At 61.6% G+C, this 20,763-nt stretch carries 18 protein-coding genes; 9 read left to right on the top strand and 9 right to left on the bottom strand.

Annotated elements, in window-relative coordinates; all coding sequences use genetic code 11:
• Nucleotides 1-68: 68 nt before the first annotated feature.
• Entirely contained in the window at nucleotides 69-1,337 is a 1,269-nt protein-coding gene (locus AB1E37_RS18685) for a Zn-dependent hydrolase (RefSeq protein ID WP_012737600.1), read from the top strand.
• A 103-nt stretch (nucleotides 1,338-1,440) separates the two neighbouring features.
• On the opposite strand, the gene AB1E37_RS18680 is transcribed toward AB1E37_RS18685, so the two are convergent.
• A complete protein-coding gene (locus AB1E37_RS18680) occupies nucleotides 1,441-2,349 on the bottom strand; it encodes a DMT family transporter (protein ID WP_014599063.1) in 909 nt (302 codons plus the stop codon).
• 124 nt (nucleotides 2,350-2,473) lie between these two features.
• On the opposite strand from AB1E37_RS18680, the gene AB1E37_RS18675 reads away from it, so the two are divergent.
• On the top strand, nucleotides 2,474-3,808 hold the full coding sequence (locus AB1E37_RS18675; protein WP_004223519.1) for a PLP-dependent aminotransferase family protein: 1,335 nt from the start codon (nucleotides 2,474-2,476) through the stop codon (nucleotides 3,806-3,808).
• Here AB1E37_RS18675 and AB1E37_RS18670 read toward each other — a convergent pair.
• Nucleotides 3,805-5,268 carry a PLP-dependent aminotransferase family protein gene (locus AB1E37_RS18670; RefSeq protein ID WP_004223521.1) on the bottom strand — a complete coding sequence of 488 codons (1,464 nt, stop codon included), beginning with the start codon at nucleotides 5,266-5,268 and terminating at the stop codon, nucleotides 3,805-3,807. The two genes, AB1E37_RS18675 and AB1E37_RS18670, sit on opposite strands and share 4 nt — an antisense overlap.
• A gap of 241 nt (nucleotides 5,269-5,509) precedes the next feature.
• Between AB1E37_RS18670 and AB1E37_RS18665 the strand changes: the two genes are divergently transcribed.
• From AB1E37_RS18665 to AB1E37_RS18650, 4 genes are read left to right on the top strand one after another with little or no spacing between them, the layout of a single operon-like run.
• Entirely contained in the window at nucleotides 5,510-6,361 is an 852-nt protein-coding gene (locus tag AB1E37_RS18665) for a transporter substrate-binding domain-containing protein (RefSeq protein ID WP_022631237.1), read from the top strand.
• A gap of 47 nt (nucleotides 6,362-6,408) precedes the next feature.
• Nucleotides 6,409-7,050, top strand: coding sequence for an amino acid ABC transporter permease (locus AB1E37_RS18660; protein ID WP_004223524.1), 642 nt, complete (start codon nucleotides 6,409-6,411; stop codon nucleotides 7,048-7,050).
• A gap of 14 nt (nucleotides 7,051-7,064) precedes the next feature.
• Nucleotides 7,065-7,730: an amino acid ABC transporter permease gene (locus AB1E37_RS18655; protein ID WP_023286136.1), complete on the top strand. Its 666-nt coding sequence runs from the start codon at nucleotides 7,065-7,067 to the stop codon at nucleotides 7,728-7,730.
• Nucleotides 7,723-8,484: an amino acid ABC transporter ATP-binding protein gene (locus tag AB1E37_RS18650; RefSeq protein ID WP_004151676.1), complete on the top strand. Its 762-nt coding sequence runs from the start codon at nucleotides 7,723-7,725 to the stop codon at nucleotides 8,482-8,484. Before AB1E37_RS18655 ends, AB1E37_RS18650 begins: the two co-directional genes overlap by 8 nt.
• A gap of 53 nt (nucleotides 8,485-8,537) precedes the next feature.
• Here the strand turns inward: AB1E37_RS18650 and AB1E37_RS18645 are convergent, their stop codons facing one another.
• The gene (locus tag AB1E37_RS18645) at nucleotides 8,538-9,302 is read right to left on the bottom strand and encodes an SDR family NAD(P)-dependent oxidoreductase (protein WP_004176941.1); all 765 of its coding nucleotides are present in this window, start codon (nucleotides 9,300-9,302) and stop codon (nucleotides 8,538-8,540) included.
• A gap of 180 nt (nucleotides 9,303-9,482) precedes the next feature.
• Between AB1E37_RS18645 and AB1E37_RS18640 the strand changes: the two genes are divergently transcribed.
• Both AB1E37_RS18640 and AB1E37_RS18635 read left to right on the top strand, forming a co-directional pair.
• Nucleotides 9,483-10,820, top strand: coding sequence for an aspartate aminotransferase family protein (locus AB1E37_RS18640; RefSeq protein ID WP_016946843.1), 1,338 nt, complete (start codon nucleotides 9,483-9,485; stop codon nucleotides 10,818-10,820).
• Between the two features lie 316 nt (nucleotides 10,821-11,136).
• A protein-coding gene (locus AB1E37_RS18635; protein ID WP_117407303.1) for an IS3-like element ISKpn1 family transposase occupies nucleotides 11,137-12,500 on the top strand; the annotation gives its coding sequence in 2 pieces (ribosomal slippage) (nucleotides 11,137-11,605 and nucleotides 11,605-12,500; 1,365 coding nt in all).
• 509 nt (nucleotides 12,501-13,009) lie between these two features.
• On the opposite strand, the gene AB1E37_RS18630 is transcribed toward AB1E37_RS18635, so the two are convergent.
• From AB1E37_RS18630 to AB1E37_RS18610, 5 genes are all read right to left on the bottom strand, one after another.
• Complete coding sequence (locus AB1E37_RS18630; RefSeq protein ID WP_021464382.1) at nucleotides 13,010-13,714, bottom strand: ABC transporter ATP-binding protein; 705 nt, start codon at nucleotides 13,712-13,714, stop codon at nucleotides 13,010-13,012.
• Complete coding sequence (locus AB1E37_RS18625) at nucleotides 13,701-14,537, bottom strand: ABC transporter ATP-binding protein (protein WP_004176938.1); 837 nt, start codon at nucleotides 14,535-14,537, stop codon at nucleotides 13,701-13,703. The genes AB1E37_RS18630 and AB1E37_RS18625 overlap by 14 nt, the downstream gene beginning before the upstream one ends.
• Nucleotides 14,530-15,363, bottom strand: coding sequence for an ABC transporter permease (locus AB1E37_RS18620; protein ID WP_004142505.1), 834 nt, complete (start codon nucleotides 15,361-15,363; stop codon nucleotides 14,530-14,532). Before AB1E37_RS18620 ends, AB1E37_RS18625 begins: the two co-directional genes overlap by 8 nt.
• Nucleotides 15,363-16,385, bottom strand: a complete 1,023-nt coding sequence (locus tag AB1E37_RS18615) for an ABC transporter permease (RefSeq protein WP_032447402.1) — start codon at nucleotides 16,383-16,385, stop codon at nucleotides 15,363-15,365. The genes AB1E37_RS18620 and AB1E37_RS18615 overlap by 1 nt, the downstream gene beginning before the upstream one ends.
• A gap of 119 nt (nucleotides 16,386-16,504) precedes the next feature.
• On the bottom strand, nucleotides 16,505-18,073 hold the full coding sequence (locus AB1E37_RS18610) for an ABC transporter substrate-binding protein (RefSeq protein WP_004223533.1): 1,569 nt from the start codon (nucleotides 18,071-18,073) through the stop codon (nucleotides 16,505-16,507).
• Between the two features lie 205 nt (nucleotides 18,074-18,278).
• On the opposite strand from AB1E37_RS18610, the gene AB1E37_RS18605 reads away from it, so the two are divergent.
• Nucleotides 18,279-18,974 (top strand): GNAT family N-acetyltransferase, encoded by a 696-nt coding sequence (locus tag AB1E37_RS18605; protein ID WP_002893466.1) that lies wholly within the window; start codon nucleotides 18,279-18,281, stop codon nucleotides 18,972-18,974.
• Between the two features lie 120 nt (nucleotides 18,975-19,094).
• Here the strand turns inward: AB1E37_RS18605 and betA are convergent, their stop codons facing one another.
• Nucleotides 19,095-20,759: a choline dehydrogenase gene (gene betA / locus AB1E37_RS18600; RefSeq protein ID WP_004142489.1), complete on the bottom strand. Its 1,665-nt coding sequence runs from the start codon at nucleotides 20,757-20,759 to the stop codon at nucleotides 19,095-19,097.
• Nucleotides 20,760-20,763: the final 4 nt, after the last annotated feature.

The raw sequence follows: 20,763 nt of genomic DNA, 5'->3' as shown, positions 1-20,763 counted from the left end.
ACCAGGCGTTGATAGCGCATTTCCACCGCCGGTTACGCTGGCGGCGACCTTGATGTCAGGAGACCACCATGAGCAGTGATGTACTTTTTACCCCCGCGACCGACACCACCGGCTGGCGCATCAATGGCGACCGCCTGTGGGCGTCGTTAATGGATCTCGCGCAGATCGGCGCCACGCCGAAGGGCGGCTGCCGCCGTCTGACCCTCACCGACCTCGACCGCCAGGGGCGGGACAAGGTAATAGGCTGGGCGCGGGAGGCCGGGATGAGCGTCACCATCGATAAAATAGGCAATGTATTTATGCGCCGGGAAGGCCGCAACCCCGGCCTGCCGCCCATCGTCTCCGGCAGCCATATCGACACTCAGCCCACCGGCGGCAAATTTGACGGCAACTACGGCGTGCTGGCGGCGCTGGAGGTGGTGCGCACGCTCAACGATCTGCAGATTGCCACCGAGGCGCCGATTGAGGTGGTGTTCTGGACCAACGAAGAGGGGTCGCGCTTTGTGCCGGTGATGATGGGCTCTGGGGTCTTTGCCGGCGTCTTCCCGCTGGAGGAGACCTGGGCCGTCACGGATAAAGAGGGCATCAGCGTCGGCGAGGCGCTGGCGCAGATCGGCTATATTGGCGAGCAGACCCCGGGGGAGCATCCCGTCGGCGCCTATTTTGAGGCGCACATTGAGCAGGGGCCGATTCTCGAAGATGAAGCGAAAACCATCGGTATCGTGCAGGGCGTACTGGGGATCCGCTGGTACGACTGCGTGGTCACCGGCCAGGCCTCGCACGCCGGACCCACGCCGATGCGCCTGCGTCAGGATGCCCTGCAGGTGGCGACCCGCATTATGCAGGAAGTGGTGGCCATTGCCGGGCGCAGCGAAGAGGGACGCGGCACGGTCGGTAGCGTGCAGGTGTGGCCCAACAGCCGCAACGTGGTGCCCGGGGAGGTCACCTTCTCCATTGATATGCGCAATCTCAGCGATGCGCTGGTGGACGAGATGGATCGCCAGCTGCGGGCGTTTATCGCGGAGGTTGAGCGGGAGAGCGGTCTGCAGGTGGCCCTGAAGCAGGTAAGCCACTATCCGGCGGCGCCGTTCGATGCTGAATGCCAGCAGGCCATTGCCGATGCCGCGCAGCGGCTGGGCTATCCGGCGCGGCCGATCGTCTCCGGCGCCGGGCATGACGCAGTGTATATGAGCTACCTGGCGCCCACCGGGATGATTTTTATCCCCTGCAAGGACGGGATCAGCCATAACGAAATTGAGTATGCCTCGCCGGAGCACGTCGCCGCCGGCGCCAACGTGCTGCTGCAGGTGATGCTTCAGTACGCGCGGCCAGTGTAGACGGTCGTCCTCCCCGGCGACGCGACCTCCAGCCGTTTATCATGCTATAGCCCGGGTAAGGCGGTTACGCCGCCGCGACCCGGGACGGCGGATGACGGGGCGGTCAATCACGGCTCGGGCTCCCTGCGCCAACCCGCTGGCGGCCAAATTTGCGCGAGCCCACCACGCACAGCACCACGCCCAGCGTGACCGCCAGCATCAAGGGGCTGACGGTTTCGTGCAACAGCGCCGCCGACAGGCCAAGTCCGAAGAACGGCTGTAATAGCTGGAGCTGGCCGACGGCGGCGATCCCGCCCGCGGCCAGCCCTTTGTACCAGAAGATGAAGCCGATCAGCATGCTGAACAGCGACACATAGCCGAGCGCGACCCAGGAGGAGGCCGAGATGGCATGCCAGGAGGCGGGCTGAACCAGCAGCGAGGCGGGGAGCATCAACGGCAGGGCAATCACCAGCGCCCAGCAGATCACCTGCCAGCCGCCGAGCTCCCGCGTCAGCTTCGCCCCTTCCGCATAGCCGAGGCCGCAGACGATAACCGCCGCCAGCATCAGCAGATCGCCGCTGAGTGAGGCCGCCGCATTTTGCGTCAGGGCGAATCCCACCACCAGCAGGCTGCCCAGCAGCGAAAAGATCCAGAAAGCCCGCCGCGGGCGTTCGCCGCCGCGCAGTACGCCAAAGAGGGCGGTCATCAGCGGCAGCAGGCCAATAAACACAATAGAATGCGCCGAGGTGATGCGCTGCAGGGCCAGCGCCGTGAGTAGCGGAAAGCCGAGCACCACCCCGGATGAGACGATGATCAGGGACACAAGCTGCGCCAGGCGCGGGCGTTTCTGGCGAAAGCCCACCAGCAGCGCGATGGCAAGCAGCCCGGCGATAGAGGCGCGCAGAAAGGTCAATAACAACGGATCCATATCCTGCACCGCCAGCCGCGTCGCGGGCAGCGAACCGCTGAAAATGATCACCCCCAGTAAACCATGAAGCCATCCGGACCAGGGACCGGGCGCCGATTTATCCATTGCTGAATCTACCACGTTAACCTCGCGTTATCTGATTGGGCTGCGCCCGCTTGAGCATCGTCAGCGGCGATGGTAATGTGGCCAATCTAATACAATCAAATTATTGTCATAGATACTTTTCACGATGAAAGCCCGATATAAAGCCGTTGTCGACCGATATGCGCAGGCGATCCGTAGCGGGCAGCTGCCCGCCGGCAGCCGTCTGCCGACGCACCGTACCCTTGCCGCCGGGGAGCGCATCTCGCTGGCCACCGCCACGCGCGTCTACCGTGAACTGGAAGAGATGGGGCTGGTCAGCGGCGAAACCGGCCGCGGCACCTTCGTGCGCGACCTCTCGCTGCCTCCGGGGCACGGGGTCGATCAGCAGGTGGTCGCCGCCGATGTCGTGGATCTCAATTTCAACTACCCTTCGCTGCCGGAGCAGGGCGATGCGCTGCGCGAGGCGCTCAGGCAGCTGGCGATGGCGGGCGATATTGACTCGCATCTGCGCTATCAGCCTCATGCAGGGCGGCTCGCCGAGCGGGACATTATCGCCCGCCATTTGACCTGCCAGCACTTTGCGCCGGACGCGGAAAATGTCCTGATCGTCAACGGCGCACAGCACGGGCTGGCGGTGACCGTCATGGGGCTGTTACGTCCGGGGGATGTGGTGGCGGTGGATGCGCTGACCTATTCGGGCTTCAAAGTTCTGGCGGCGCTGTATCATCTGGAGCTGGCAGCGATCCCCTGTCGGCCGGAGGGACCGGACCTGCGGGCGCTTCATACGCTGTGCCAGCAGCGGCGGGTGCGGGCGGTGTATACCATGCCGACGCTGCACAATCCGCTGGGCTGGGTGCTCAACACCGGGCAGCGACAGGCGCTGGCCGATCTCGCGCGCCAGCACGATCTGCTGATTATTGAAGATGCCGCCTATGCCCGGCTGGTGAGCCATCCGCCGCGGCCGGTGGTCAGCTATGCGCCGGAAAGAACGGTGTATGTCACCGGATTTTCAAAAAATATCGCCACCGGACTGCGCGTGGGGGTGGTGATTTCTCCGCCGCGCTATCGGCCGGAGATTGAGCGCGCCATCCGGGCCACGACGTGGAATACGCCGACGCTGATAAGTTCGCTGATCTGCGCCTGGATTGAAGATGGCACGGTGGCGCGCTTTGAAACGCAGAAACGCCAGGATGCGCGACAGCGGCAGCAGGTGGCCCGCGAGGTGCTTTGTGGGCTTCCCGTCGTCAGTCATCCCGATTCGTACTTCGTCTGGCTGCCGCTGGGTGAAGAGAGCCGGGCCGATCGGCTGGCGAATGCGCTGATGGAACGCCGCATTTCGGTATCGACCGCCGAGCCGTTCTGCGTCTCCGCCACGATCCCGCAGGCGCTGCGCATTGCGCTCGGATCGGTGCCTTTCGACAGCCTGCGCCCGGCGCTGCTCAGCGTGCGCGACGCCGTTGAGTATGAACAATACCGCTAACCCATCTGCTCCAGCTGGCCGCGCAGGACCTCCACCCCCTGGGCGATGGCGTCAGGGTTAATGGCGTGGAATCCCATGCGAAAATAGTTATCCGGCGGCGCGGCGCTGAGAAAATGGCGCGCCCCGGGCTCAATCAGCACGCCGGCGTGGGCGGCGCGCCAGGTGAGCTGCTGGGTGTTGATCTGCGCCGGGGTCTGCAGCCAGAAGGCGTTAGCATGTTCGCTCCCTGCCAGCGCGCGACACGACGGCAGATAGCGCTGCAGGGCGGCGTGCAGACGCTCCCAGCGCTGGGCGGAGTCATAGTGGTAGCGCCGCAGATGGGTTTCATAATGGCCCTGTGCAAGGAAGTGGGCCATCTGGTACTGAATGTTGGTCGGCGGATGGCGATAGACCAGCCGGCGCAGGGCGCGCGCCTCGTCGATCAGGTCCGGGTCGGCGACCATAAACCCCAACCGCAGCCCCGGTGACAGCGCTTTTGACAGGCTGCTGACATACACCACCCGGCCGCTGCGATCGCTGGCCTTCAGCGCCGGCAGCGGGTTGAGGGTAAAGTTACTCTCCGAGTCATAATCATCTTCAATAATGACCGCGTCATGGCGGGCGGCATGCTCCAGCAACTGGCGACGCCGCGCACTGCTCATGGTCACCCCGGTGGGCACCTGATGGCCTGGAGTGACATAGTAGTAATCGCAGGGAAGCTCATTAAGCACGATCCCCTCTTCATCCACCGGGTGCGGCACCACCTCGGCGTCGGCGAGCAGAAAGGTGTTGATGGCTTCGCGGAAGCAGGGGTTTTCGACGCCAATGCGGGTGGTGGAAGAGAGCAGCAGTCGGGTCAGCAGGTAGAGGGCATTTTGCGAGCCAAGGGTGATGAGAATTTCATCCGGCGCGGCGACAATGCCCCGCTTGGGCAGCACCCGGGTGCGGATCTGCTCGATCAGCATCGGCACATCCTGGTCAATATGGTCGATGACCCACGCCGGGTCGCGCACCCCGCCGTGCAGCCAGTTCGCCGCCGAGCGCCAGGTGGCCAGCGGGAATTGCCGGGTATCGGGCTGGCCGTAGATAAACGGGTAGCGGTAGTGCATCCAGCCCGCCGGTTTGAGGATCGACTCCTGCTGGCTGGGGGTCATCTGCAGCCGGTCGCCCCAGCGTGGTGCAGCCGCTTCGCGCTGCGGTGCACTCTCGACGGCGGCAGGCGAAGCTTCATGATAGTCGGGATGCAGGTAGTAACCGCTGCGTGGGCGGCTAATCAGGTAGCCCTCGTTGACCAGACTTTCAAACACCAGCGCGGTGGTGTTACGCGAGACGCGAAGCTGGCTGGCCAGCTGGCGACAGGAGGGCAGCGGGGTGTCGGCGGCGAAGATCCCGCTGAGAATGGCATTCACCAGCGTCTCTCGCACCTGTTCCTGCAAACCGCGGCCAGGCTGAAAATCAACGTGTAACAGGTGACGGATCATACGGGGCTCCTCTGGCAATAACGCATTGCGACCACCCGTTACACTCAGCAAATTCCATACCACCCTGCCGCCATCTGACACAGCGATGCGGCCCATCTGGCTCTATACGGAATTGAAAAACGCTCCCACATTAAAAACGTATTCAGCCGCCGTGGACCGGAACGTCCCCGGCCACTATTTTGCAGAAACCTTTTCGCGTTCTGGAATGAACCCGTCTGGCCAATCCATCAGGGGTGAAATAATGAAAAAATCATTGGCATCAATGTGTCTGAGCGCTGTATTAACGGTCGCTTTTTCTTATCACGCCGTCGCGGCCGATCTTCCGGAAATAGAAAAGTCCGGCACCTTGAAAGTGGCGACGGAAGATGATTATGCGCCATTTAACTTTATGAATAATGGCCAGGCTGATGGCTTTAACAAAGATATGCTTGAGGAATTACGTAAGTACGCCAAATTCCATGTCGACCAGAGCATATTACCGTGGACCGGATTATTAGCGGCTGTCTCCACCGGGCAATACGATATGGCCTTAACCGGGGCGGTTATTACCGATGAGCGGCTGAAGGTCTTTGATTTCACCCCACCGTGGGCCTCCGCGCAGCACTATTTCGTCAAACGCGCTGGCGATACCTCGCTAAATACCATTGCCGATCTCAGCGGCAAAAAAGTGGGGGTACAGGCCGGGAGCGCGCTGCTGGCGCGTTTGCCGGAGCTGAAGGCGATGCTGGAGAAGACCGGCGGCAAGCTGGGACCGGTGGTGGAGTATCCCTCCTATCCGGAAGCCTACGCCGACCTGGCGAATAAGCGACTGGATTACGTGATTAACGTGGTGATCTCGGTAAACGACCTGGCGAAAGCCAAACCGAAGGTCTTCGCCAAAGGGCTGGCCGTCTCCGGACCGGGCTATATGGCGTGGCCGATCCCGAAAAACTCGCCGCAGCTGCTGGCCTATATGACCAAGTTTATGAACCACATGAAGGAGACCGGCAAGCTCGCCGAGCTGCAGAAAAAATGGTTTGGCGAAACCTATGACAACCTGCCGACCGAGGCGATCACCAGCCCGGAACAGTTTCACAAACTCGCCGGACTGTAATATTCCGCGGCGGGTAACCGCCGCCTGTTGCTGAGAAGGAGGGCCTCATGGATGCAATTTCCTGGCAGTTATTAATCGAAGGCGCATGGACGACCCTCTGGATTTCGGCCATCGCTATCGCCTTCGGGGTGGTGGCGGGCCTGCTGATCGCCCTGGTACGGATGCTGCGCCTGCCGGTGATCGACCAGCTGCTGGTGATCTATATCAGTCTGGCCCGCGCAACGCCGCTGGTGACGCTGGTGCTATTTCTGTTCCTTTCCCTGCCCACGATGGGCATTAACCTCGATAAGAACGTGGCCGCCATCGTGGCGCTGACGCTAAACACGTCGGCGTTTAACGCTGAGATCTGGCGCAACGCCTTCCGCACCTTTCCGCGCGAACAGCGGGAGGCGGCGGAGTCGGTGGGAATGCGCCGCTGGACCTACTTCCGCTACATCATGCTGCCGCAGATGTGGATCGAGAGCCTGCCGGCGCTGGTCAATGAGATGTCCTTTTTGATCAAAGGTAGCCCGGCCATCGCCGTGATTGGCGTGGTGGATCTCACCCGGGTCACCAACCGTATCTCCTCGGTCACCTACGAGCCGCTGTCGCCGATCCTCGCCGCCGGCCTGCTGTATGTGGCGATCATCGGCTGTTTGTTGAAGCTGCAGGGTATCGCGGAACGTAAAGCCAGGCGTCTGGCGCGCTAGGAACGGGAGGCATTATGAATCAGTGGGGCGTTATCTGGTCGGTTCGCGATAGCTTTATTGCCGGGTTATTCGCGACTCTCGAACTGTTTATTACCGCCGCCCTGGCGGCGCTGATTATCGGTATTGCGCTGTGTTATTTTAGCGAATATCAAAAGAAAGTGATTAACCGGATTATTATTGGTTTCGTCAGCCTGATGCGTGCGATCCCTTTTTTGATCCTCGCTTATCTTCTGTATTACGGGCTGCCGCAGCTCGGTATTAGCATGGAAGCGTGGACCGCCGGTTTACTGGCCCTGATTATTTATCATGGCGCCTATTTCTTTGAAATATTGCGCAGCCAGCGGCGGGTATTTTCCGGCGGATATATTGAAGCGGCGATTGCTCAGGGCTTTTCTCGCTATGCCATTTTTCGGCGGATTATTTTACCCAATATCATCTCTTCCGCCTTACCGCTGATCGGCAATCAGCTGATTATTTGCCTGAAGGACACCGCTTTCCTGAGCATTATTACAGTTCAGGAGATAACCGCCGCCGCCAACAGCGTCCAGGCGACCTATTTTATTCCGTTTAACGCCTTTATCGTCGCCATTGGGCTTTACTGGGCGATCAGCATTCTGCTGGAGCTGCTGATTAAGCGCCTGACCGCCTGGGGAGCCAAAAGAGGAATGAGCCATGCCTGAGTCTATTGCCGTAAGCGTCAAAAACGTCTCCAAACAGTTCGATAATGTGGAAGTCCTGCGGGATATTAACCTGACGGTGGAGAAGGGGACCGTGGTGAGTATTCTCGGCTCGTCCGGGTCGGGAAAATCCACCCTGCTGCGCTGTATGAACTGGCTGGAACAGCCGGACCGCGGTGAAATTCATATCGGCGGTCAACGGCTGGGGATTGATGAACAGCGCGGCCGGGCGATGTCGCACCGCCAGCTGGCCAAAATCCGCGAGCGGGTGGGGATGGTCTTTCAGAGTTTTAACCTGTGGCCGCACCTGACCGTGCAGCAGAACGTCAGCGAGGCGCTGCTGCGCGTTAAGGGCATGAAACGAGACGAGGCGAAGGCCATGGCCATGCAGCAGCTGGAGAAAGTCGGCATGGCGCACAAAGCCGATGTCTACCCGATCACTCTCTCCGGCGGGCAGAAGCAGCGGGTGGCGATCGCCCGTTCGCTGGCGATGTCGCCGGAAGTTATTCTCTTCGATGAACCGACGTCGGCGCTGGATCCGGAACTGGTTAATGAGGTGTTGGGGGTAATGAAAGCCCTTGCCGCCGAGGGCTACACCATGGTGGTGGTGACCCACGAGATGGATTTTGCCCGCCAGGTGTCCAATGAGGTGGTGTTTCTGGAGAAGGGACTGCTGATTGAGAAGGCGCCGCCGGAGAAGTTCTTCACTCAGCCTGACTCCGAACGCGTCAGGCAGTTTCTGCAAAGCAGCCGTTAGTCCGGCCTGCATTCCCTGCCGGCAGCGCCGACAGGGGATGCGTCGGGTTTCGCTTAATCCCGGTCGATAGCGAACGGCTGCCACGCCTGACGCACCGGCATCACCTCCACCCGGTTAATGTTCATATGCGCCGGCAGCGTGGCGATATAAAACATCTGCTCGGCGATATCGCGCGCGCTCAGCGGCGTGGTGCCGCGATAGAGCTTATCCGATGCCGCCTGGTCGCCTTTGGTTCGCACCAGGGTAAATTCGGTCTCGGCAATCCCCGGCGCCAGATCGGTGACCCGCACGCCGGTGCCAAGCAGATCGCAGCGCAGGTTATAGCTGAACTGCTTCACAAACGCCTTGCTGGCGCCATACACATGGCTGCCGGGATAGGGCCACTGCCCGGCGATCGAGCCGATATTGATAATACTCGCCCCGGCGCCATGGCGGATCAGCGTCGGCAGCAGGGCGTGAGTGACTGTCACCAGACCGGTGACGTTGGTGTCGATCATCGTTTTCCAGTCCTCCAGCGCCACCTCCTGCGCCGGCAGCGGCGACAGCGCCAGCCCGGCGTTGTTGATCAGGGTGGTGATATCGGCGAAATCGGCGGGCAGCGACGCCACGGCGGCAGCCACCGCCTCGCTGTCACGAACGTCAAGCTCAATAATATGCACCGGCACCCTGGCGGCGAGTCTGTCCTGCAAGGCCTTCAGTCGCGGATAGCGGCGCCCGCTCAGCACCAGCGACCAGCCCGCGTCGGCAAACACCTGCGCTGCCGCTTCGCCAAAACCCGAGGTCGCCCCGGTGATAAACACTACGTTGCTCGTTGCCATCTCATTCTCCTGTGCGGTTGTCCCTTCACTATAAAAACGCCGGACGACAAGGCACAGGGCCAGACGACGGGCGGGGATGTGACACCGTGTCACATCGTTATGCGCGCACTGGCTCTATCCGATTTGCGCGGCCAAGGCCAATGATGAAGCCAACCACTACGACATGAGAGAGGGCAGGGTATGAAGCTGGCAATTCACAACGAGGTCGCGGTAAGCAATGACGAAGTTCGGCAATTAGATCGTGCCTATGTGTTTCATTCATGGTCGATGCAGGGCAATCTCAACCCGCTGGTCATCGCCGGGGCGCAAGGCTGCGAGCTATGGGATTATGAGGGGAACACCTGGCTCGATTTCAGCAGCCAGCTGGTGAACGTCAACATTGGCTATCAGCACCCCCGGGTACTGGCGGCCATAAAGGCGCAGCTGGAGACCCTGGTCACCATCGCGCCCGCCACCGCCAACCTTGCCCGCGGAGAAGCGGCGAAGCGCATCGTCGACCTGGCGCCGGCGGGCTTCAGTAAGGTGTTCTTCACTAACGCCGGGGCGGATGCCAATGAGAACGCGATTCGCATGGCGCGGCTCTATACCGGGCGCGACAAGGTGCTGTCGGCCTATCGTTCCTATCATGGCAACACCGGCAGCGCGATCGCCGCTACCGGCGACTGGCGCCGGGTGCCGAATGAGTTCTCCCGCGGCCACGTTCACTTCTTCAACCCCTACCTTTACCGCAGCGAGTTCAACGCCGCGACTGAGGAAGAGGAGTGCCAGCGCGCGCTGGCGCATCTGCGGCGGATCATTGAATGCGAGGGGCCGACGGCCATCGCGGCGATCCTGCTGGAGTCCATCCCCGGCACCGCCGGGATCCTCGTGCCGCCGGCAGGCTATATGCAGGGCGTGCGCGCCCTGGCCGACGAGTTTGGCATCGTGCTGATCCTCGATGAGGTGATGGCCGGCTTTGGCCGCACCGGCAGCTGGTTCGCGTTCGAGCAGGATGGCGTGGTGCCGGATCTGGTGACCTTTGCCAAGGGGGTTAACGCCGGCTACGTGCCGGCGGGCGGGGTGCTGATTAGCGAGCCGATTGCCCGCTACTTTGACGATCACTTCTTTGCCGGGGGGCTGACCTACTCCGGCCATCCGCTGGCGATGGCGGCGATTGTCGCCACCATCGACGCGATGAAAGAGGAGAAGGTGGTTGAGAACGCGGCCTCTATCGGCAACGAGGTGCTGCGCCCCGGTCTCGAGGCGCTGGCGGAGAAGCACGCCATTATCGGCGAGGTGCGCGGTCGCGGCCTGTTCCAGGCGCTGGAGCTGGTGAGCAGCCGTGAACAAAAAACGCCGCTGACCGCCGCCGACATGGCTGCGATCAAAGGGGCCCTGACCGAAGCCGGGCTGCTGGCCTTTGTGGTGGAGAACCGCATTCACGTGGTGCCGCCGTGCACCATTACTGCTGAGCAGGTGGCGCAGGGGCTGGCGATTTTTGATGCGGTCTTTGCTCGCTTTGCCAGTCTGGCGAAGTAGGGGAGGGGGCCGGATACTGTTGCCCGGCGGCGCGCTTGCACGGGCCTACGGGGTGTGAGCCTGTGAATGGATCCTGTAGGCCGGGTAAGGCGCAGCCGCCACCCGGCGAAATCAAGGATACCGTGCCTGATATCTTGCCCGGCGGCGCTGCGCTTGCCGGGCCTACGGGGTGTGAGCCTGTGAATGGATCCTGTAGGCCGGGTAAGGCGCAGCCGCCACCCGGCAACACCACGGGTACCGTGCCTGATTATTGCCCGGCGGCGCTGCTGGACTGCACCCCAAAAGTTGGACACCCAACTGAGTAAGGTGCAGTTTTATGGCTAAACCAAAGTATTCCCCTGAAACAAAACTGGCTGTGGTTAATCATTATTTGTCCGGTAAAGACGGAGAACAGAGTACAGCCGACCTTTTTGGTATTGAAAGAACATCTGTCCGTCGCTGGGTCAGGGCATGGCAGTTCCACGGTGCAGAAGGCCTGACTGCAAAAAATAATCATTATTCCGATGAATTTAAACTCGTGGTCGTCCGGGCGGTTATCAGTGACCGCCTGACGATGCGTGAAGCGGCTGCCCGGTTTAATCTCTCCGCAGAAATACTTGTCCGGCGCTGGCTCGACGTGTACAACGATGCCGGAGCGGAAGGTCTTTTAAACATGCAATGCGGACGGCCCGGACAAATGACAAAGCCAAAAAATATCCCACCACTGACAGATAAAGAGCTGGAAAAACTCTCTCCCGAAGAGCTCAGGGCCGAACTGCGTTATCTGCGGGCAGAGAATGCCTATCTAAAAAAGTTGAAAGCCTTGGTTCAGAGCGAAAAAAATGGCAAAAAGCCCTGATAATCAGTGAACTAAGGCATGAACACGCTCTGCGGGACCTTCTGCGGGCGGCCGGTATGTCCCGTAGCACGTGGTATTACAATATGAATGCACTGAAGCAAGGGGACAGGTATGCGGGTCTTAAAGAGAACATCAGGAAGATATACCACTATCACAAAGGTCGTTATGGCTACCGCAGGATCACGCTCGCACTGAGAAAACAGGGGCTGCGGATAAACCATAAAACAGTGCAGCGGCTGATGGCAGAACTGTCACTCCGGTCTGTGATAAGGGCGAAAAAATATCGTGCCTGGAAAGGGAGAACGGGCGAGGCCGCGCCCAATATCCTGAGCCGGAACTTCGGTGCGTCAAAAGCCAACGAAAAATGGGTAACAGATGTGACAGAGTTCCCGGTACAGGGAAAAAAGCTTTACCTGTCGTCAGTTCTCGATCTGTTTAACCGGGAGGTTATCGCCTACAGCCTGTCGGAAAGGCCGGTGATGGAGATGGTGAATACGATGCTGGACGGTGCGTTCCCGAAGCTCAGACCGGGAGATGCTCCGCTGCTGCACTCGGATCAGGACTGGCATTACAGGATGAGGAGCTATCAGGAACGTTTAAAGGCGCATGGGATGACGCAGAGTATGTCGCGTAAAGGAAACTGCCTGGATAATGCAGTGATGGAAAACTTCTTCGGGACCCTGAAATCGGAGTGTTTTTATCTGAGGGAGTTCAGGAGTGTCAGTGCGCTAAGAAAAGCCGTAGAGGACTATATCCATTACTACAACAACGAGCGGATAAGCCTGAAATTAAAAGGCCTGAGTCCGGTAGAGTACCGAACCCAGGCTCTGAGAGCCGCTTAATATGAACCATCCAACTTTTGGGGTGCAGTCCATGCGCTTGCACGGGCCTAAACGCCAGCCGGACAGTTCCCTCTCCCTTCGGGAGAGGGCCAGGGTGAGGGGAAGCACTACAGTGTTGTTGTTTATGTTATCGGTGGCTTCAGCGTAGTTTGCGCTCCCGGTTAATTGTCTGCGTTATGTCATTCATGGCGCAGGGAGCGCACAGGGGGCGGCCAGTCGCCGCCGCCCCCTGTACCCCCGGGCTCCGGCCAGCAAAATCGCCGCTACGCGGTCCCTTCGACTTATCCCTGCAGGCTTCGGGTCGGGCCGAGGCAGCGTCCGTGCAAAACACGGCCCTCAGCCCGCATCCATGCGGGCTGCCCCGGCCTTCCGGGAACGTCTCAGCGATGTTGAGGCCGCAACACCGGCAGTTTCAGCAACAATGGTGAATAAATTAACGGCAGGCCGCACGGACAGTAGGTCGGGTAAGCGAAGCGCAACCCGACAAAACAACCGCACATCCGCTGGCCTCACCTCATCCGGTGCTCTCCGTTGACCAACGCTTCGCGATCGAAAAAGCGCTGGATCACGCCCTCCGCCATAAACGCCGCCCGATCGGACATATGGGCGATGACGTCGGCATCGTGGCTGACCAGCAGATAGGTCATGCCGTGCTCCTGTTTCAGACGATTAAGTAGATTAAGGATTTCCGCCTGTACCGACATATCCAGCGCCGAGGTCGGCTCATCCAGCAGCAGGATCTGCGGGCGCAGCAGCAGGGCGCGGGCAATGGCCACGCGCTGCCGTTGGCCGCCGGAGAGCTGATGCGGATAGCGGCGCACGGCGTCGGCGGCCAGACCCACCTGCTCAAGGGCGGTGGTTACTCGCGGGGCAACGTCGCGGATGCCGTGGATCTGCAGCGGCTCCGCCAGGGTGCGCCACAGGGTATGGTTAGGATGCAGCGAGGCGTACGGATCCTGAAACACCATCTGCACGTTGCGCCGCAGATCGCCCTGAAAGCGGGCGCCCGGCATAATGGCCTGGTCGAGCAGATCCACGCTGCCGCGCCATTCACGCTGCAATCCGGCCAGCACGCGCAAAATCGTCGATTTGCCGCAGCCCGAGGCGCCGATCAGGCTGAAGGTTTCCCCGGCGTCGACACGGAAACTGGCGGCGGAGACCGCCGTCTTCGCGCCGAATGTAACCTGTAAATCCTGAAGATTAACGATCGCCATGGGCTGTCTCCGTAAAGTCCTGGGTTCTGTCGAGGGTCGGCAGCATCTGGCCGTAGGTGTGGGCATTTGGCCGGCAGGTCCACAGGGTGCGGGTGTAAGGGTGCGTCGCGCTCGGCAGCGCCCGCGCCGGCATCTCGTCGACCTGTCTCCCCTGGTACATCACCAGCACGCGATCGCAATGCGCGGCTACCAGCGGTAGATCGTGGCTGATCAGTAACATGGCCATCTGCCGCTGCGCGCTCTGCTCCACCAGCAGCTCGAGGATCTGGTTGCGCAGGCGGGCGTCGAGGGCCGAGGTCGGCTCGTCGGCTATCAGCACCTTCGGGTTATTGAGCAGCGCGAGGGCGATCATCACCCGCTGTCCCATCCCGCCGGAGAGTTCGCCGGGATAGCGGCTGAGGACCGGCAGATCCAGACCGACGGCGGCGATGGCGTCTTTGACCGCCTCGGCGCGCGCGCGGCGGCTGAGACGCTGATGGAGGGTTAACGCCTCCTCCAGCTGCGTCTGAATGGTCTGCACCGGATTCAGCGCATAGCGCGGGTCCTGCAGCACCATGGCGATATCGTTGCCGCGCAGCGCGCGCCAGCCGCGGGCGCTGAGGGTCAGCACATCGCGCCCCAGCACCTCCAGCCGTTCAGCGCTCACCACCCCGGGCTTGCGCACCAGGCCCATCAGCGCCCGGGCGGTCATCGATTTGCCGGAGCCGGATTCGCCCACCAGCGCCAGCCGCTCGTTGCCGAGGGTGAAGCTGACGTTGTCCACCACCCGGGCGGTGGGATAGTCGACGGCGAGTCCCTGGACGGTCAGTCGGATGTCAGTCATGTTGCGGCTCCAGAATATCGCGCAGGCCATCGCCCAGCAGGTTAAACGCCAGGCTGGCGAGCAGGATCGCCGCGCCGGGGATGGCGGCGATCCACCACTGGTCGAAAATCACCTGCATCCCGTCGGCAATCATCGCTCCCCACTCCGCCATCGGCGGGCGGGCGCCCAGGCCGAGAAAGCCGAGCCCGGCGGCGGCAAGGATAATGCCCGCCAGATCGAGCGCCAGCCGGACAATCGCCGACGGCAGACACAGCGGCAGAATATGGCCGACCAGCAGCCGCCCGCCGCGAATGCCCAGCATCTCCGCCGCGGCGAGGTAGTCGCTATGGCGCAGGCGCTGAATTTCGCTGCGCGCCTGACGGGCGTAGGCCGGCCAGGTGGTCAGGGCTAACGCCAGCGCGCCGTTGACCAGCCCCGGGCCGAGCATCGCCACGAACGCGAAGGCGAGGATCAGGCGCGGCATCGACATCACCACGTCGGTAAAGCGCATCAGTATCCGCTCCAGCCACCCGCCATAGTAGCCGGAGAGGATACCCACCAGCAGACCGACGGGCAGGGTAATGGCGGTCACCAGCGCCACCAGACCCAGCGCCGGGCGGGCGCCGTAGAGCAGGCGCGACAGCAGGTCGCGGCCGTAGCTGTCGGTGCCGAGCCAGTGTCCCGCCCCGGGCCCCTGCAGACGAGCGGCGGCATCCTGCCAGTTGGGATCGTGCGGCGCCAGCCACGGGGCGAACAGCGCGGTCAGCACCAGCAGGATCACCAGGGTCAGGCCGCTGAAGGCGGCGGGTGAGCGGCGCAGACGGCGTAAAAACAGATAAGTCGGCATCAGCGCACCCTCGGATCGGTTAACCGTACCAGCAGGTCGGTCAGGTTATTGATCAGCACAAAACTCACGCCGATCAGCAGCGTGCCGCCCATGATCGCCGTGGTATCCCCAGCGAACAGCGCCGTGGTGAGGTAGCGGCCGATCCCCGGCCACGAGAAGACGGTTTCGGTGAGCACCGCCCCTTCGAGCATGGAGGTCCAGGCGAGAGCGGTCACCGTCAGCAGAGTGCCGCGGATATTGGGCAGGACATGGCGCAGCAGAATCGTCATCTCTCCGGCCCCTTTGGCCCGCGCCAGCAGAATGTACTCTTTGTTCATCTCGCTCAGACAGGCGGAGCGGGTCAGGCGGGTGATGCTCGCCAGCGAGTAATAGGCCAGCACCAGCACCGGCAGCGCCAGATGGCCGATCGCATTTTTAAACGCCGCGGTATCGCCGGAGAGCCAGGTGTCGATCAGCGCAAAACCGCTGCGTGGCTCGACGGTGTACTGATAAATATCGTCGAGGCGACCCGGGCCCGGCGCCCACTGCAGCCGGGCGTAGAACAGGGCTAGCATCAGCAGGCCGAGCCAGAAAATGGGCACCGAGTTGCCCAACAGGGTAAAGGTGCGAACCGCCAGATCCCACGGCGAACCGGCGTAACGGGCGCACAGCACCCCGGCGACGATGCCCAGTACCGCGCCGACGATCAGCGCCAGGGTCGCCAGCTCAAGGGTCGCCGGAAAGACCGCCAGCAGGTCGTGGAGCACCGGCTGGCCGGTGGCGCTGGCGATGCCAAGATCGCCATGGGCCAGGTTGACCAGGTAGTGCCAGAACTGCACCGGCAGCGGCTGGTCGAGACCCAGCTGATGGCGAACCTGGTCATAGGTCGACTGGCTGGCATGGTCGCCGACGATCTGCAGTACGCGGTCGACGGGCGACAGCGCGGAGAGCGAGAAGGTGACCAGCAACAGCCCGGACAGCGTGAGCAGCAGCGTAAACAGCCCCTGCAGCAGGCGGGTAAGGTGAGTAGAAAACGATGGCATGGAGAATGGAAATTCCTGGTATATCAGCATTGTACCCGGCGGCGCGATGCCGACCGGGCCCGGGTGAGGAGTCGGTCATCCGGGCAGACAAGGCCGCCGTACCCGGTGACAAAACCCGCTTACTTGGTCACGTTATCGTACCAGACCATGTCGGCGTTCAGTCCCTGCTGATAGCCCTTCACGTTGTCACGCACCACGATCTGGGTTTTTCCCTGGTCAATAAAGACGTACGGCGAATGCTGGAGCAGGGTTTCCTGCATCGTTTTGTACAGGCCGAGGCGTTTCGCCGGGTCCGGCTCCGCCACCGCGGCGAGGGTGGCTTTATTCAGCTCAGGGATCTGCCAGCCGTTGAGCCCGGCCACGGTGCTGGATTTACCATCGTTCCAGGCAAAGGCGCTGGCATTGGAGTGGGCATCAAAGTAGTCCGGGATCCACAGGCGGATCGCCGCCTGATGCTGCTTCGCGCGCACCCGGGCATAGACCTGGCTGCCGGCGGCCGGCAGGAGATCCACCTTCACCCCGCCCTGGGCAAAGCTGGCCTGCAGCGATTGGGCGATGGTGATAAACGGCGGTTTGTTCTCCACATCGAGGGTGAAGTGGGCATCCTTAATGCCCGCTTTATCGAGGATAGCCTTAGCTTTTTGCGGATCAAAGGTGAACGGATTAGTCTCCAGCGCCCCCGGCAGGCCGGCCGGCAGGAAGCTTTGGTGAATAAAGTACTGGCCTTTCAGCAGATTTTTGGTGATGCCCTCATAATCGACCAGCCAGCGCGCCGCCTCCCAGAAGGCCGGGTTATTGAGCAGCGGGTTGGCGCTGTTGGCGGTATTAAACACCAGATAGTTCTGCTCGGCGGACGGGATGCTCAGCACCTTCACGCCGGGTTTATCCTGCAGGGCGGCAATCTGGTCAGCGCCGAGATCGCGCGCCACGTCGGCATCCCCCTGCTGGATCAGCAGGCGGCGGGAAGCCGGGTCGGGGACGTTTTTAATAATGATGCTCTTGATCTTCGGCGCGCCGGTGGGGGAGCTGGCGTTGGCTTCCAGCACGATGGCCTGATGCGGCTGGTAGACGCGCATTTTATAGGCCCCGCTGCCCGCCGAGTGCATCTTCAGCCAGTCGTTGCCGAAGTCGTTATTTTTCGCGTTCGGCGCCACCTGTTTTTCATCCACGATAGAGGCGATGGGGGTGGAGAGAATATTCAGCGCCACCGCCGGGCTGACGTCGGCGGTCCAGTGCAGCGTCAGGGTATGGTCATCAATCTTTTTCAGCTGGCTGGCGATGTTGTCCGGCTGCCAGCCGAGCACGTTGAGAATAAACGCTGGCGATTTATTCAGCGTCACCGCGCGGGTGTAAGAGAAAATCACATCTTCCGGGCGCAGCGGATTACCGGAGGCGAATTTGGCATCCGGCTTCAGTTTAATGGTCAGGGTTTTCGCCGCCGGATCGGCCTGCCAGCTTTCGGCGAGGATCGGTACGATTTTTTCAGGGTTGTTGCGGTCCGGCTGCACCAGACGCTGATAGAGGCTGGGGACCGTCTGAATGCTGGAGAGTTCGTTAGCTTCCGCCGGGTCGAGGCTGACGATATCGTCGAGACCCTGGGCGACCACCAGCGTGTTGGGCGGCGTGGCGGCATGCGCGGCGGCGGAGAGCGCCGACAGTAGCAGTAAAGGCAACAGTTTTTTGGTCATGTGCAATCCCTGAAGAATGGTTATTTTATTGTTTTATGCCTCGCTACGTTAGGCCGCTTGCCATAAGGCGTAAAGTCAAAATAAGGATATCCTTATGCTAAAAACGCATATTCAAGAACGACAGGTTATTGCCGGTCGCGCAGAAGCGCCTTTCTCCGCTGCGGGGTTCTTGCTATAACGCATTGTCTATTGCGAGGAGGTGGGTGTGCCGGAAATTAATGAGTATGGCCAGCAGGTGAACGACCTGGTCCCTGGCTGGCAGGGGGCGCAAGTCCTGCGGCGGACGGCGTTAAATGGCCGTTTTTGCCGCCTGGAGCCGCTGGACGTTGACCGTCATGCGGCGGATCTGTTTGCCGCCTATGCGCTCGGCGACAACAGCGACTGGACGTGGCTGGCGTCTACGCGGCCGGAGAGCGTGGCGGCGACCGCCCACTGGATCGCGGGCAAGGTGAATGATGATGCTCTGGTGCCGTATGCGGTGGTTGACCTGCGTAGCGAGCAGGCGGTGGGCATCGTCAGCTATATGGCGATCGAGCGGGAAATGGGCACGGTTGAGATCGGCCATGTCACCTGGTCGCGACGGATGAAAAACACCCCGCTGGGTACCGAAGCGGTCTGGCTGCTGCTCAAAAACGGCTTTGACCATGGCTATCGTCGGCTGGAGTGGAAATGCGATTCGATGAATGTCGCCTCGCGCCGCGCCGCCGAGCGGCTGGGCTTTAGCTGGGAAGGACGTCTGCGGCAGAGGCTGGTGCGTAAAGGGCGGACGCGCGACAGCGATATGCTGTCCATCATCGACGGCGAGTGGCCTGCGCGCGATGCGGCGCTGCGGGCGTGGCTGGCGGCGGAGAACTTTACTGCCGACGGTCAGCAGATTAAGCGCCTGGAGGCGTTTCGCTAACATCAACCTATGGGGTCAAAACCCGGAACGGCACCCCGGTCGCGCTGCGCTTACCGGGGCTACGTTACATCGCCTCAGGGTAGGCCGGGCAAGGCGTAGTCGCCGCCCGGCATTGACCTGTTAGCGGCGAACCGGCGCGTCGCCAGCGACATAATACGTCGCGGTGCTGCGCGGCAGCGGCTGGCGGCCGCGAATGGCGTCGGCCATCTTCTCGCCGATCATAATGGTGGTGGCGTTGAGGTTGCCGGTGATGATCTGCGGCATGATCGAGGCGTCGACCACCCGCAATCCTTCCAGACCGTGGACGCGGCCCTCGCCATCGACCACCGCCATCTCGTCGTAACCCATCTTACAGGTCCCGCACGGGTGGAACGCGGTCTCGGCGTGGTTGCGCACAAACTCATCCAGTTCGGCATCGCTCTGGCATTCTATTCCCGGACTGATTTCGCGACCGCGATACTTATCCAGCGCCGGCTGGTTCATGATCTCCCGGGTAATGCGGATGGCGTCGCGGAACTCCTGCCAGTCCTGCTCATGGGACATATAGTTAAACAGGATCGCCGGATGGGCGTGCGGGTCGCGCGACTTCAGGCGCACGTGGCCGCGGCTGGGCGAACGCATCGAGCCGACGTGGCACTGGAAGCCGTGCTCTTTCACCGCGTTGGAGCCATTGTAGTTAATCGCCACCGGCAGGAAGTGGTACTGAATGTTCGGCCAGGCGAACTCTGCGCGGCTGCGGATAAAACCGCCCGCTTCGAACTGGTTGCTGGCGCCGATGCCGGTGCCGCCGAACAGCCACTCGGCGCCGATCTTCGGCTGGTTCCACCACTGTAGCGCCGGGTAGAGCGATACCGGCTCTTTGCACTCGTACTGCAGATACATCTCCAGATGGTCCTGCAGGTTCTCACCCACGCCAGGGAGATCGTGCACCACCGGGATATCGAACTGCCTGAGCAGCTCCGGGTTACCCACGCCGGAGCGCTGCAGGATCTGCGGCGAGGCAATCGCCCCGGCGCACAGCAGCACCTCTTTGTTGGCCGTCGCTTTTGACGGGATCGTGCTCTCTCCCTCCAGCCACTCGACGCCCACCGCGCGCTTGCCGGCAAAAATAATGTGATCGGTCAGCGCATGGGTGCGGATGGTCAGGTTCGGTCGACCGCGCGCCTGGTCGAGATAGCCGCGGGCGGTGCTGGCGCGACGGCCCTGCGGCGTCACGGTGCGGTCCATCGGGCCAAAGCCTTCCTGCTGGTAGCCGTTGAGATCGTCGGTACGCGGATAGCCCGCCTGCACCCCGGCTTCAACCATCGCCTCGAAGAGCGGATTATTGCCCGGCTTCGGTGTCGTCACGCTCACCGGGCCATCGCCGCCGTGGTAGTCGTTAGGCCCGATATCGCGGGTTTCCGCTTTCCGGTAGTAGGGCAGGCAGTCGAGATAGCTCCAGTGTTCCAGACCCGGCTCTTTGGCCCAGTTATCCAGATCCATCGCGTTACCGCGAATGTAGCACATGCCGTTGATCAGCGAGGATCCGCCGAGCCCTTTGCCGCGTCCGCACTCCATGCGGCGATTGTTCATGTACGGCTCCGGTTCGGTTTCGTAGGCCCAGTTGTAGCGCTTGCCCTGCAGCGGATAAGCCAGCGCGGCGGGCATCTGGGTGCGGAAATCGAACCGGTAGTCAGGGCCGCCGGCTTCCAGCAGCAGGACGGTGGTGTTTGGATCTTCAGTCAGTCGTGTTGCCAGAACGTTGCCGGCGGAGCCGGCACCAATAATGATGTAGTCAAATTGCAAAAAA

It is taken from the genome of Klebsiella sp. Shm-1 (genome assembly GCF_040804525.1).
Taxonomy (GTDB): Bacteria; Pseudomonadota; Gammaproteobacteria; order Enterobacterales; family Enterobacteriaceae; genus Klebsiella; species Klebsiella pneumoniae.
The sequence above is the reverse complement of the archived record's forward strand: the minus strand, read 5'-3'. Positions and strand labels throughout refer to the sequence as shown.